This is a genomic window from Streptomyces durmitorensis (assembly GCF_023498005.1).
Classification (GTDB): Bacteria; Actinomycetota; Actinomycetes; order Streptomycetales; family Streptomycetaceae; genus Streptomyces; species Streptomyces durmitorensis.
Genome location: NZ_CP097289.1, coordinates 2,978,320 through 2,992,268, shown reverse-complemented (window position 1 = coordinate 2,992,268; position 13,949 = coordinate 2,978,320). Strand labels below are relative to the sequence as shown.

The window sequence follows — 13,949 nt, the reverse complement described above, 5'->3', positions numbered from 1 at the left end:
GTTTGTGTCGAGCACATCAAGCCTGAGTGACACGGCCCGACGCTGCTGGAGGTTTTTTTATACCACAGTGCAAGTTTGGTTTCTGATCCTGCCAAAGCACCCTCTCCGTAACGCGGGGGTCATCCCAGGCTCTTGCGCAGGCTGGCGACGCTCTCCGTTCCCAGGAGTCGCCCTGCGGTGATCTCGACGCCGTGACGGTGATGCAGGCGCTGCCGGAGCCGGGAGGCCATCAGCGAGTCGAGACCGAGTTCGTGCAACGACCGCCGCTCGTCGATGTCCGACACCCGCATGCCCAACAGCGCTGCGGAGTGCGCGAGAAGGGTCTCCGCCGCGTCTGTGCCACGGGGGCGGGACGAGGTCTCGGGATCCGGGTCGGCCGGCGGCGATACGGCGGGGCGCAGGAGGCCGCCGAGGAAGCCGGCGCCGAAGGGCTCCGTGACCCTTCTGACCAGACCGGTCAGCGGCGCCGTGCACTGCTCGGCGAGCGCCGATACGAGCGCGGGCACGTCTGCCAGGGGCGTGCTCGGCCGCGACGTCCGTGCGAGCCGCCGCAAACGGATTCCGGAGAACCGGGCCAGGACGCGACTGTCCGGTGCGATCAGGAGTACGTCGGCCCGGAGCGAGGCTCCGCCGCTCTCGGGCCGCACCGTGCTCAGGCTCCAGAACTCCGGCTCCAGTTCCGCGTGGAACCGGACCGAATCGAAGGACACGGGCACGTGGGCGACGTCGTCGTTGCCGGACGCGGCTCCCGGCCGGGCCGCCAGGATTGACTGGAGCCCCGCCTCCCAGCCGGCTCGTGGCATGGGCCTCGTCAGCCGCACGCGAGCCACGGCCTCGCCGTCGCGCCGCCACAGATGCTCCACGGAACGGAACGCCTCTCCGATGTCGTACCCGTGGCGCCGCGCGAGTGCGTGGAAGTCCTGTGCCCCCACGTAGTCCCGGCACCGTGCCAGAGCATCGTCGAGGGCGCCCGAGGTCTCGGGTCCCGCGTCGTCGGTGTCCGCCCTGACGACCCGTCCCGAAGCGCAGAAGACGGAGTCGGGTGTGCCCGGGCGCGAGGCTCGCACCGTCATGGTGCGGGCTTGTCCGTCTCCTTCCCGGTGCCCGTCCAGGGCCACTTGGAGGGTGGTGTCGCCGGCCGCTTCGACGGGCACATGTGCGTCGCCCAGCTGCACGTCCCGCAGTTCGACGGATGCGCTGCGATCGGCCTCCTGCGCCGTTTCCAGCATCGCCGCGACGTACACGACGGGCGGGACGGGCGCGACTCCGTGGACCGCGACGCCGTCACCCCATGCGGCGGTCGCGCCCCATGACGCGAGGTCGATCCGCCGGACCTGGGAGGCGCCGGATCCGTGTCCGGCCACGGGGTCGGCCACCTCGCGCCGGAACTGCACCGTGTCCCAGGAGTAGGTGGGAAGTGACGGTACGTGCCGTGGGCCGCCGCCGTACCACCGCTGCCAGTCCACCCGCCCGCCTTGGGCGAAGAGCCGGCCGGCCGCCCGGGCCAGGTCGGTGGGCTCGTCGCACCCGCGGTGCAGCGAAGCCACCGCGGCGCCGTCGCCGTGGTCGGCGCCCAGTGTGTCGTCCATGGCGGCGACGAGAACCGGATGCGGGCTGACCTCGAGGAAGACGCTCTCCGTCGCGTGGGCCACTTCCCGTACGGTGTCGGCGAACTGGACGGGGCGGCGCAGGTTGTCCATCCAGTAGCCGGCCGTCAGCTCCGGTCCTTCGACGTCGGAGCGGTCAACGGTGGAGACCATGGCCGTCGCCCCGGGCCCGGGGGAGAGAACGGCGAGTTCGCGCAGCAGGTCGTCGCGCAGGGAGTCCATCTGCGGGGAGTGCGAGGCCACGTTCACCTGCACCCGGCGGCACAGGACGCCGCTCTTCTCCAGTTCGGCCCGCAGGGAGGCGAGGGAGGCGGCATCACCCGCGAGCACGGTGGTGGTGGGCGCGTTCTCGGCCGCCACGCACACCGACTCCCCGTGCGCCTCGGTGTACTGCCGCGCCTGGGCGGCCGACAGCTCGACGACGAGCATGGCGCCCTGTCCCGCCGTGCGCTGCATCAGTCGGCTGCGTCGGCAGATCACCGCGGCCGCGTCGTCGAGTGACAGGGCGCCGGAGACATGGGCGGCCGCGACCTCTCCCATGCTGTGGCCCATGCACAGGTCCGGCTCCACGCCGCGATCGCGCCAGGCAGCGGCGAGCGCCACCTGTACGGCCCACAGGGCGGGCTGGACGGTGCTCACGTCAGTGGGGAACTCGAGGTCGTCGGAGGCCAGTTGCTCCAGGACCGACCGGCCGAGCTCCTTGCGCACGGCCCGGTCGCACGCGTCCAATGCCGTGCGGAAGGCCGACGACGAACGGTACAGAGCCCGGCTCATGCCCACCCACTGCGACCCCTGCCCCGAGAAGACGAAGGCGATGCGCTTGTCACCCGACAGGCCCGCCTCCGCGATTCCGCCGTCGGGAAGGGTCTCGCCCGCGGCGAGGGCGCGCAGCCTCTGCGACAGGGAGTCGTGGTCGTCGCCCACGACCCACAGCCGGTGCGGATGAGCGTCGCGCCCGGTGGCCGCGGCGGAACAGATGTCGCCGAGCCGGTACGGGCGACCGGGCCCGGAGGGGCCCAGGTAGGCCGCGTAACTCTCGGCCAGGCGACGGAGCGAGCCGGACGTCCGCGCGCTGAGCACCAGCAGGTGGGGCCCGGCGTCCGTGGCTCTGCGACGCTCATCGGACGCGGACGCGGACGCGGGCCCGGGGACGTGGGCGCCGACGACCAGATGGGCGTTCGTCCCGGACAGGCCGAAGGAGCTGACACCGGCCAGGGCGCCGGAACCGGCCGTGTTCGCCGTGTTCAAGGGCCGGTTGCGGGTCACCACTTGCACGGGGAAACCGTCCTGCGCCAGCAGGGGATGCTCCTCGTCGAGGTGCAGCGACGCGGGAACGACACCGTGCCGGAGGATCAGCGCGGTCTTGATGAGTCCGGCGATGCCGGCCGCGGCCTCGGTGTGACCGAGGTTGGTCTTGACCGATCCGGTGAGCAACGGCCGGTCTGCCGGCCGACCCGGGCCGGCCGACTCGGCGAGCGCCCGGAGTTCCACCCCGTCCCCGACCTGAGTCCCGGTGCCGTGCGCTTCGACGTAGTCGAGTTCCGTGGGCTTGATACCGGCACTGAGACAGGCCTCGCGCATCATCTCGGTCTGCCCGTCCACAGAGGGGCGGATCAGCAGTCCGCTCGCCGCGCCGTCGTTGGTGACCGCGCTGCCGTGCAGTACCGCGCATATGGGGTCGCTGTCCCGGAGCGCGTCGTCCAGCCGCTTGAGCACCACCGCGCCCACGCCTTCGCTGCGGACGAACCCGTCGGCGCGGGCGTCGCCGAACCGGCAGCGGCCCCCGGGAGAGAGCATGTCTCCCTGGGCGTAGGCGATGGAGTCGTGCGGGGACAGGATGACGTTGACGCCCGCGGCGACGCACAGGTCGCTCTCACCGGTGAGCAGGCTCTGCCGTGCGGCGTGCACGGCGACCAGCGACGAGGAGCACGCGGTGTCAAGGACGACGCTTGGCCCGCGCAGGTCGAAGGCGTAGGAGATCCGGCCGGCCGTGACGGCGCGCAGTCGGCTGCCGACCATGCCGCGGACATCGGGCTCGTGGATCCGGGGGTCGGTCTCCGCGTGCTCGGACGTGGCCTGTCCGACGAACACGCCGCCCCGGCTGCCCGCGAGCCGGGAGGGACGTATCCCGGCCGACTCCAAGGCTTCCCACACGACGTGCAGCAGGAGTCGTTGCTGTGGATCCATGGCGCGTGCTTCCACGGGTGAGATGCCGAAGAAGGCCGCGTCGAAGCCGAAGGGGTCGGCCAGGAAACCGCCGTGCCGGGACACGGTCCGACCGGGGGTCATGGGGGTGGGGTCGTAGCAGTCGCCGACGTCGAAGCGCTCGTGGGGGACCGGGGTCACGGTGTCGGTGTTGGCCACGAGCACGTCCCACAGTTCATCGGGACTCTCGATGCCCGGAAACCGGCACCCCATGCCGACGATCGCGATGGGTGTCGTGCTCGACAGTTCTGTACGCATGGACGACTCCAGGCTTCATGGCATGAGCGAGTCAGAAGATCGTTAAGACGGGATCCAAAAATACACTCGCGACCATTATTCGCCTGGGATCCGGTACTGCTCTTCACGAAACCTTGGGCTCGGATTGACGTAGCCGGATATTTTGCCGCCCTTTGGGTCCTATGTGTCATCACAGAAACTTGGACTTGCGTCTATATATAGCTCAGTGTTTATTCTTAGGTCGCAGTTGTCGTAGTGGGCAAGGGGGAAGCTGTGGACATCGCCCAGATCGTTCCGCTGATGGGTGACGAGGAGTTGGTGGCCTATCGGTTTCTCGTCTCCACCGGCGGAGCCACCCTTGAGAGACTGGCGAGAAGTCTGGGGTGGGGCACGGGACAGACGGAGCGAGTGCTGTCCCGGCTCAGAAGGATGCGGCTTGCGCGATCCGAGGCGGAGGGCCACAGCGACTGGACCGCGGTGCACCCGGAAACGGCCAAGCTCCAGTACGCCAAACCTCTCTCGGGCGTCATCGACGCCTGGCAGGCTCAGCTGGACGGGATCCGCGAGCAGCTCGACACGCTCTCCGGCCTCGGCGTCGACAGCGCGCAGGGCGGCGGCCTTGTGGTCACGTTCGAGGGCGTTTCCGACATCCGCGACGTGCTCGAGGAGCGCGCGGCACGGTGCACCGAGGAGGTGTTCGCCGTGCAGCCACTCGGGCGGGGAGCTTCCGCCCTCGCCCGGAACGTGGTCTGCCGGGCTTCGGGGCTGATGTCGCCGGAGGTCGGCGTGCGGGTGTTACTCCCTCACCTGTCTCGTTACGACGCTCAGGTGCGCGACTGCGTCGAACGGATCTCGGCGACGGGGGGCGAGGTCCGGACCGCCGCCGCGTCCTTGCCCGCGCTGATCGTCTTCGACCGCTCCGTGGCGTTCCTGCTGGACGGCGAGGATCCGGGCAAGGCGCACATGGTGAAGCACGGAGCCTTGGTGGAGTTCATCGTTCACATGGTGGTGAGCTCCTGGGCGACCAGCGAGGTCTTTCAGCGGACGGGTGGCAGCAACAGAATCCCGGAGTGCCTGACCCAGGAGACGAAGACCGCGATCGTTCAACTGCTCGCCGCCGGCTACAAGGACGAAGTGGTGGCCAGACGCCTGGGCATCGGTGTGCGGACGTGCCGGAAGTACATTGCCGAGATCTTCGACGATTTGGGAGCGCAGAGCCGGTTCCAGGCCGGATGGATGGTCCGCGACCACATGCGTGTGGCCGGCCTCGAAGGACCGCGGCGGACCGCGGCGCTGGCAGAGGGGACCGGCTGACCCGCGGCCCGATGGTCCGTCCGGGCCGCTGTCACGCATGACGCCGGGCCGCCCGCCCCGTCGGTCCTGACGGGACGGGCGGCCCGGCGGCCCGTCAGGGCCTCTAGGAGTTCGCAGCGGCGACCGTCGCCGTCCTCACCCGCCGCGGCAGCAGTGCCGCCGCGCCCAGCGCATTGGCGAGCAGCAGGCAGGCGGCGAGCAGCAGGCTCTCCCGCATCCCCGGCGCGAAGTCCCCGGCGAGCAGCGCGCCGAAGACCGCGATGCTGAGTGCTCCGCCCGTCTGGCGGCTGGTGTTGAGCAGTGCCGCTGCCGTGCCGGCCCGCTCGGCGGCGACGCTGTCGAGCATCAGCGAGGTCAGTGCCGGCATGGCGAGGGAGCCGCCGATGCCCAGCGGGATCATCAGCAGGGCGGTCACCCACCACGGCGTGCCGGTGTCGACGGCTACCAGACCGCCGCAGCCCACAGCGCCGGTCAGCAGTCCTGCGACGACCACCGCCCGCGGGCCGTAGCGGGAGACCGCCCGCGGTGAGAGGTAGTTGAAGTTGGCGGTGATCACCGCCATCGGCACGAACATCAGCCCGGCCGAGAGCGCCGACTGCCCCCGCTCCTCCTGGAAGAAGAGGCTCAGCACGAACACCCCGCCGTAGAAGGCGGCGTTGAGGGCGAAGCCCGCGACGACGGGCACGCTGACGCCGCGTTGACGGAAGAGTCCCAGCGGCAGCATCGGCGCGCGTCGCCGGGCCTCGACGGCCACGAACGCGGCTGCTGACGCCACCGCGACCACGGCTGTGACCTGCACGGTGCCGGTGAGCCCGTCGTGCCCGCCCTCGATCACGGCGAAGGTCAGTGCGGCCAGTGCCAGTACGGCCGTCAGCTGCCCCGGCAGATCGAAGGCGGCAGCGTGCCGCGGGGAGCGCGCCGCCCGCAGCAGGACCAGGAAACCGGCGAGCCCGGCAGGCACGTTGAGGAGGAACACGGTGCGCCAGCTCCACTCCGTGGTGAGCAGTCCGCCCAGCACGGGCCCCGCGGCCACGGCCACCGCGCCGCCAACGGTCCACAGGGCGATGCCACGTGCCCGCGCGTCCGCATCGGGGAACGCCTGCCGGATCAACGCAAGCGAGGCGGGCACCATCACGGCCGCCGCGCTGCCCTGCACCACGCGGGCCGCCATCAGCGCCCCGAGCGTCGGTGCCGCCCCGCAGGCCAGCGAGGCGAGGGTGAAGACGCCGAGCCCCCAGCCGTACGCGCGCCGCGCGCCCACCGCGTCCGAGAAGGCGCCCGCGGAGAGCATCAGGGCCGCGAACATCAACGTATAGCTGTCGGCGACCCATTGGATCCCTGACATCGAGCCGCCGAGATCGTCCCGCACGGCGGGCAGGGCCACGTTGACGCCGGAGACGTCCAGCGTGATCACGAAGAAGCCGAGGACGGCGGCGACCAGAGCCGCGCGGGCGGAGCCTGGACGCCCCGGCTCACCCTGGGCACCCGTACTCGCCTCGACTCCCGCGCCTGTCCCGGATTGCGTCACCCTCATCGTGTACTGCTCCTCACTGCGTCTATCTGTCGGTACGGGTCGGTACGGGTCGGACATGGGTCGGATCTGGGTCGGACATGGGTCGGGTACGGAAAACAGCGTGCGTGCTCTGTGCGGCCCCCCGGGAGACCGAGCCGCGCGGGGGAGCGACGTTCCTGGTCCTGATACGGCCCCCCTGGAGCCCTCCCGCGGGCGTGCGCCTTTGCGACACTGAAGGGATGAGCGAAGGTACGGAACTGGGCCGCTTCCTCCGCGCCCGTCGCGGGCAGATCCGTCCGCAGGACGTGGGACTGCGCGTCGGTACGGGCATCCGCCGGACCCCGGGGCTGCGCCGCGAGGAGCTGGCGACGCTGGCCGGGGTCAGCGTCGACTACTACACGCGGCTCGAACGCGGCCGCGAGACCCGCCCGTCGCCCGCCGTCGTCACCGCGATCGGCGAGGCGCTCCAGCTCTCCGCCGACGCGCTGCAGCGGTTGCACGAGCTGGTGGCGCTCGCCGCGGGCCAGGCGCCTGCGCCGTCCCCGGGCCCGGCACGTGAGGTGCGGGAGTCGGTCCGCGGGCTGCTGGAGACGCTGCGCCCCGTCCCGGCGTACGTCGTCAACCGCGCCAACGACCTGCTGGCCGCCAACCGCCCCGGCCTGCGCCTCTTCCCCGGCATCACGGACTGGCCGCGGGAGCGCCGCAACATCACCCGTTACATGTTCCTGCACCCCATGGGCCGCAGTCTGTACCGCGACTGGGAGGAGATGGCCGGGCACAGCGCCGCCCATCTGCGGGCGATGGCGGGCGCCGACCCGGACATGCCGGAACTGGCCCAGCTCGTCGGTGAACTCGTGGTGAAGAGCCCGGAGTTCGCTCGCCTGTGGGCGCGGTACGACGTGCGGGCGCGCGGTGGCGGCCACAAGCACTTCCAGCACCCGGAGGTCGGCTCGATGTGCCTCAACTTCGAGGTGATGTCGATCTTCCGCACGGACGGCCAGCGCCTCGTCACCTATCAGGCGCCGCCCGGCACACCGGACCACGACGCGATGCTGCTCCTCGACATGGCCAGCCCCACGGAAGCAGCGCCCGAGGCGGCCGATGGGGAGCCGGGCGGTCGTCACGGGTGAGTCGACCCGCCGATCAGCGGGTGAGTATCGCGGTGAGCGCGGCCGTCAGCTCACCTTCTGGATCGTCCGCGGCCTTCTTGCCGCGCCAGGCCACGACCGCGTCGGGGCGGACCAGCGCGGCGCCGGTCGGTTCGACCCCGTAACGGCCGCACCAGTCGCCGCTGTCGAAGAAGCGGTCGCCCATCCGGTGCGCGGCCAGGGTGACCCCGAGACGGCGGGCGACCTTCTCGGCCGCGGAGACCCACTGGGGTGCTTCGTACCCCGCGAGCAGCACGAAACCGCGACCGAACAGGTCGTGCGTGGAGAACTCCCGCGGGCCCTCGGCGAGGACGACGTGCGGTGCTCGTCCCCCGGGGCGCCCGGTGGCGATCCAGGGATCCTCCTGGAGGCTGCCGTCGTCGTCGGCCTCGGTGCGGACCGCGGCGGAGTGGTAACGGAAGCCCAGGTACTCCTTGGGCATGGGGATGGGGGCATGGGGGTCGGACGGGTTGTAGCTGGCGGGCACCCGGCCCTCGGAGATCTTCGCCAGTTCGACCTCGCGCTCGAGAGTGAGGGTGACGATCGGGCGCCGCTCGCTCTCGTACGTGTCGAGCAGGTCGGCTCCGGCTTGCCCGGTGAGAACCAGCGCGAGCCGCCAGGACAGGTCGTAGGCGTCCTGAATGGCGAGGTTGCCGCCCTGCCCCCCATTGGGCGGGCAGGCGTGCGCGGAGTCGCCCGCGAGGAAGACGCGGCCCTCGCGGAACCTTTCGGCCAGCTTGTGATTGATGGCGAAGAAGCGGGCGTTGACGAAGGTGACGTCGATCTCGGGGTCGCCGATCGCGCGGCGGATCCGCTCCAGGCAGCGCGCCTCGCTGAAGTCCTGCGGCGTCTCGCCCCGCTCGGGGAAGTAGTCGACCCACAGCGTGTGCCGCTCGGAGCCGTCCAGGATGAAGCTGGATCCGCTGCCGGGCATTCCGACGACCTCGACCGCACCCTTCTCCACGTATCGCGTCAGATCGGCCTCGAACGTGAGGATGTACATGTGGCCGATGGTTCCGCTGCCCTCGACGGCAATGCCGAGGCTGTCCCGGATCGGGCTCGTGTTCCCGTCGGCCGCCACCATGTAATCCGCCTCGACCACGTACTCGCGGCCGTCGGCCACCTCACGCAGTGTCGCGGTGATCTTCTCGTCGTCCTGGGTGAAGGAGACCATCTCGGTGCCGAAGCGGACGTCCGCGCCGGCTTCCTCGGCGCTGGTACGGAGGATCTCCTCGACCTGGGCCTGGGATATCCAGGCCAGCGGGGGCACCGACGAGAGCTCCTGCGGGTCGGGCAGCCCGGCCAGCGGGTCGAGGTGGAGCCGCTCGGGATCGGCGAGGCAGGCGCCGTGGCTGATGCGGGGCCACTGGGTGTCCGCGAGGGCGGTGCGGAGCCGCTGCGCCACGCCGGGCAGTGTGTTGAGCAGTTCCTGGGAACGGGTGTTCAGTCCCCATGCCTTCGGCAGCGTGGAGGAATGCGGTCGTCGCTCCACCAGAAGGGGCCGCACACCACGTGCCGCAAGACTCAGAGCAGTGGTGATCCCGGTATAGGCGCCACCGACGACGAGTACAGGAACGCGCTGGGGTGACATGGCATCTGCCTCCGTTGTTGCTGATTTCAGAGTCGGGTCGGACGCGAAGGGCCTTGAAGCGGCGGCCGGGTCAGGTCGTGCCGAGCGTGGCGATATCGATGACATAGCGGTAGCGGACGCCGGACAGGTTCTCCCAGGCTTCGGCTGCTCGGTCGGCCGGGATCTTCTCGATCTCCGAGGCGATGTGGTGCCGCGCGCAGAAGTCGAGCATTTCCTGGGTCTCGCGTATTCCGCCGATGGAGGACCCCGCGATGCCGCGACGGGCACTCAACAGGGAGAACACGTTGTACGAGGCGATCGGGTCGGCCGGAGCGCCCACGTGGACGAGGGTGCCGCCGATGCCGAGCAGGCCCAGATAGGTGTCCACGTCGAGGAGGGCCGGCACGGTGTTGACGATCAGGTCGAAGTGACCGGCGAGCGCGGCGAGTTGCTCACTGTCGCGGGTGTCCACGAACCGTGCGGCACCGAAGCGCAGGGCGTCGTCCTTCTTGTCAGGGGACCGGCTCAGGAGCGTGACCTCGGCACCCATGGCCGCGGCGATCTTCACGCCGAGATGCCCGAGACCGCCCATGCCGAGCACGCCGATGTTCCTGCCCGGACCCGCCTGCCACCGGCGGAGAGGTGAGTACACCGTGGCGCCCGCGCACAGCAGCGGGGCCGCACGGTCGAGTTCGAGCCCATCGGGGACGCGCACGACGAAGTGCTCCGTGACGACGATGGACCGGCTGTAACCGCCCAGCGTCACCGTCCCGTCATGGTCACGGGCCGAGTACGTCTTGACGAAGCCTTCTGTGCAGTACTGCTCCTCGCCCGAGCGGCAAGGGGCGCATTTTCCACAGGAGTTGACCATGCAGCCCACGCCCACCCGGTCACCCGGCGTGAACTCCGTGACGGCGGAGCCGACTTCCGCGACCACCCCGGTTATCTCGTGTCCGGGAACGAGGGGGAAGAGGGTCCCACCCCAGTCGTCGTGGCCGAAGTGCAGGTCGGTGTGGCAGATGCCGGAGAACCTGATGTCGATGCGGACGTCGTTGTCGCGCAGCGGGCGCCGCTCGATGGTGGTCAGCGTGAACGGCGCCCCCTTGGCGGGCAGCGACAGCGCGAGGGTGTCGGACATCGCGGCCTACCTGTCCAACGTGATGCGGTAGGTCTCGTGCGGCGTCTGGATGTCCTTGGCCGCCAGCTCACCGGTGGCGCCGCGGTAGGCGCCCGTACCCCCGGTGATGGCCATCCGCACCGTGTCGCTGCCCTTCACCCACAGCGACTGGGCGGTCAGTTGCCCCTCCGGCAGGCGCACCGAAAGCACGCAGCTGGTGGTGGTGTCCGAGCCGTGCAGCTCGGTCACCTGACAGGAACTGCCGTCCTCACCGATCTGCTTGCCGCCCCGGGAAAGCTTGTCCGCGTATACGAACTCGTCCCCGACGCTCAGTCCGGGGGCGCCGACATCGGTGTGTACGACTCCGTTGTTGCCCACGTTCAGGTCGATGACCTTCTCGGACGTGGCCTGCGCGGGAACGGTGAGCACCGAGGATATTCCCAGTGCGAGCAGTCCACTCGCGGCAACGGTGAACAGGGCGAAAGTCTTCTTCGGCATGCGATGAATCTCCTTCTTGGGTGGGTCAGTACCGTTCGGCGAAGTCCTCGTCGCCGAGCCCCGCCGCGCGCCGCAGGGCTCCGGTCTCGATCAGGGCCGTCACCGCCTCGATGTCCTGGTCCAGACGGCGGTCGTGGGTGACGAAGGCGCTGTGCTCCCTGATGAGCCCGTGCACTGCCCGGACGGCCGGTGATGCCTTCTCCACGCCCCGCAGGTCGATGGCCTGGGCAAGGGCGAGCAGATGGATGGCCGCCACTTCGCGGACCAGGCCGTTGACGGTGCGCGCGTCACGGGCCGAGATGGTGCCCATGCTGACGATGTCCTGGTTGTGCGCCTCCGTGGAGCGGGAGAACACCGAAACCGGACCCGTCTGTTTGAGGGCTTCGGCGGTGACGGCCGAGGCGGCTATCTGCATCCCCTTGAATCCGTGGTGCAGCCCCGCCTCGGGCTCGTCCGGACGTCGTGCGACGACCAGATTGGGTGGCAGTCCCTCGTTGAACTTCTCGTCCACGACGAGCGCGAGCTGACGGTCGAGCAGATTGGCCAGGCCGGCCACCGTGGTCTTCAGGCTGTCCATGGCCTGCCCGACATGGCCGGCGTAGAAGTTCCCGCCGAGATGGAGTCCGGACCCGGCGACGTCGAACAGGGGGTTGTCGGTGGCGGAGTTGATCTCGGTGCCGAGCCAGCTCTCCGTCCAGTCGAGCGTGTCATGGACGATGCCGATGATCTGCGGGGCACAGCGCACCGAGTACTTGTCCTGGATCCTCTCGTTCAGCCGCAGGGAACTCTGCCCGGCCAGCCTTTCGCGGCGCACCAGAATGTCGTCGAAGGAAGTGGCGAGCCGCGACCCCGCCAGCAAGGCCCGAATGGACCCGGCGGCCTTGACCTGGCCCGGGTGCGGCTTGTTCGCGTGGACGAAGGGATGCAGTGCCGACGCGTTGCCGTGCAGCGCCTCCAGCGTCATGGCCGTCGCGATCTCGGCGACGAAGGCCAGTTCCCTCGCGTCCCAGGCGGCGAGGACCGCGTATGCGGCGGCGAAGGAGGTTCCGTTGATCAGCGCGATTCCCTCCTTGGGCGCGAGCCGCAGCGGCTCGATGCCCTCGTCGCGCAGGGCGTCGAGCGCCGGACGCACGGTGCCGCGGTGCAGGACCTGCCCTTCGCCGATCAGCGCCGCGGCCAAGTAGCACAGCGGCACCAGATCACCGCTCGCGCCGACCGACCCGCGTTCAGGGATCAACGGCAGAATGTCCCGGCTCAGACACTCAAGGAGGATCGACACCGCCTGCGGCCGGATCGCCGAGACCCCCTTGGCCAGCGCGTTGGCCCTGATGAGCATGGCTGCCCGGGCGACCTCCGGTACGGCTTTCGGTCCCACGCCGTTGAGGTGATAGAGCACCAGGTTGCGCTGGAGTTCGTGCGCCTTGTCCGGCGAGATCTGCCGGACGCAGCTGTCCCCGAAGCCCGTCGTCACGGCGTAGATGGGGATCTCCTGGGCCAGCAGCGTCTCCTTGAGGCCGACGGAGGCGTGCATCCGCTCGGTGGCCGCGGCACCGAGCGTCACCCGGGTCTCACCGCCGTCGCGGCGTGCGGCTGCGGCGACCGAGCGGGGCGAGAGGTCGGTTCCGTCGAGTTCCAGGTGCCGGGCCGTGGGCGTGGTCGGCATCAATAGACGCCTTCGATCATCTTCTGGCCGTCCATCTCGGCGACCGGATGAATGTTCCGCAGGGAGTCTCCGGCCCCTGTGGGGCTGGGTACCCGCGTGGCCAGGTCGCGTTCGAGGCTGTTGGGCACGAGGCCGTACTTGGTGAGGTAGTTCATGACCACGGCTCCTTGTGACCCGAACTCGACCGGCTGACCGGAGGAGGGGTCGACCACGCGGTAGAAGACGTAGGGGGCGTACGAGTCGAAGACCGTGTCGCCCGTGCCCTCCGGGTCGGGGCGCTGGACCGTGCCGCTGAGGACGGAGGTGCTGCCGTACGACCCCCGGAACCGCGTCTTGGGGAAGAGCTCCGTGGCCAGATGGTCCAGGGTGTCCAGGTCCATGTGCGCTCCTGTCCAGATCACGAGGCGCACCTTCTCCTGGATCAGCGCGCGGGCCGAGGCCCGCTGGGCCAGCCGGGCGAGGAGGGGAGGCGTCGTGATCAGGAAGGCGATGTCCTGTGACTGCAGGACCAGTTCGGCCTGGTCGACGAGGTGATCGACGTACGCGCCGGCACCGGCGGAGTCACCGGCCGCGATGAGGCGTTTCACCCAGCGCGGATCCAGGTCGATGGAGAACCGGATCCCGCCCCTGGCCTGCGCGATCCTCTTGGAGTACTCGCCGAGCATGTGGGGGCCGCTGGGCGCCACGGCCAGAGTGTGCCCCTCACCGTCATCGGGGTAGTGGGAGTTCTCCCACGCCATGTACTGGTCGAACCAGTTCTCGAACATCACGAAGCGCTTGGGGGCCCCTGTGGTGCCACCGCTCTCGTACACGGCGAACACCTTCTCCGTGGCGTCCAGGCCGCGGGGGATCAGGTCCTCGACCGGAACGTCGCGGAGTTCGTCCACCAGGTTGGGGAACTTCAGCAGGTCATCGACGCACCGCACGTCCTCGACCGGATCGAAACCCAGCCGGTCGCGGCGCTCGAGCCAGTACCGGGATCCCGTGGCCGGGTCGAAGTGCCAGCGCATCATGGCTCGGACGTGCGCGTCGGCCTGCTCGCGGGCGTTCATGGCATGTCACCGTGCTTTCTCGGTC

General features: G+C 70.0%; 9 protein-coding genes. 2 read left to right on the top strand and 7 right to left on the bottom strand.

Annotated elements, in window-relative coordinates:
* Positions 1-119: 119 nt before the first annotated feature.
* On the bottom strand, positions 120-4,070 hold the full coding sequence (locus M4V62_RS13185) for a type I polyketide synthase (protein WP_249587460.1): 3,951 nt from the start codon (positions 4,068-4,070) through the stop codon (positions 120-122).
* A gap of 252 nt (positions 4,071-4,322) precedes the next feature.
* Here M4V62_RS13185 and M4V62_RS13180 point away from each other — a divergent pair, with 252 nt between their 5' ends.
* Positions 4,323-5,363, top strand: a complete 1,041-nt coding sequence (locus M4V62_RS13180) for a helix-turn-helix domain-containing protein (protein WP_249587459.1) — start codon at positions 4,323-4,325, stop codon at positions 5,361-5,363.
* A gap of 103 nt (positions 5,364-5,466) precedes the next feature.
* On the opposite strand, the gene M4V62_RS13175 is transcribed toward M4V62_RS13180, so the two are convergent.
* Positions 5,467-6,897, bottom strand: coding sequence for an MFS transporter (locus M4V62_RS13175; protein WP_249587458.1), 1,431 nt, complete (start codon positions 6,895-6,897; stop codon positions 5,467-5,469).
* A 218-nt stretch (positions 6,898-7,115) separates the two neighbouring features.
* On the opposite strand from M4V62_RS13175, the gene M4V62_RS13170 reads away from it, so the two are divergent.
* Positions 7,116-8,006: a helix-turn-helix domain-containing protein gene (locus tag M4V62_RS13170; protein ID WP_249587457.1), complete on the top strand. Its 891-nt coding sequence runs from the start codon at positions 7,116-7,118 to the stop codon at positions 8,004-8,006.
* 13 nt (positions 8,007-8,019) lie between these two features.
* On the opposite strand, the gene M4V62_RS13165 is transcribed toward M4V62_RS13170, so the two are convergent.
* The 5 genes from M4V62_RS13165 to M4V62_RS13145 all read right to left on the bottom strand — a co-directional run bounded on the left by M4V62_RS13165 (position 8,020) and on the right by M4V62_RS13145 (position 13,924).
* Positions 8,020-9,615 (bottom strand): FAD-dependent monooxygenase, encoded by a 1,596-nt coding sequence (locus M4V62_RS13165; RefSeq protein ID WP_249587456.1) that lies wholly within the window; start codon positions 9,613-9,615, stop codon positions 8,020-8,022.
* 70 nt (positions 9,616-9,685) lie between these two features.
* On the bottom strand, positions 9,686-10,732 hold the full coding sequence (locus M4V62_RS13160; protein WP_249587455.1) for an NAD(P)-dependent alcohol dehydrogenase: 1,047 nt from the start codon (positions 10,730-10,732) through the stop codon (positions 9,686-9,688).
* Positions 10,733-10,738: 6 nt separating this feature from the next.
* Positions 10,739-11,209 carry an allene oxide cyclase barrel-like domain-containing protein gene (locus tag M4V62_RS13155; RefSeq protein ID WP_249587454.1) on the bottom strand — a complete coding sequence of 157 codons (471 nt, stop codon included), beginning with the start codon at positions 11,207-11,209 and terminating at the stop codon, positions 10,739-10,741.
* A gap of 25 nt (positions 11,210-11,234) precedes the next feature.
* Positions 11,235-12,872, bottom strand: coding sequence for an HAL/PAL/TAL family ammonia-lyase (locus M4V62_RS13150; RefSeq protein WP_249587453.1), 1,638 nt, complete (start codon positions 12,870-12,872; stop codon positions 11,235-11,237).
* Positions 12,872-13,924, bottom strand: coding sequence for an acyl-CoA synthetase family protein (locus M4V62_RS13145; RefSeq protein WP_249587452.1), 1,053 nt, complete (start codon positions 13,922-13,924; stop codon positions 12,872-12,874). Before M4V62_RS13145 ends, M4V62_RS13150 begins: the two co-directional genes overlap by 1 nt.
* Positions 13,925-13,949: the final 25 nt, after the last annotated feature.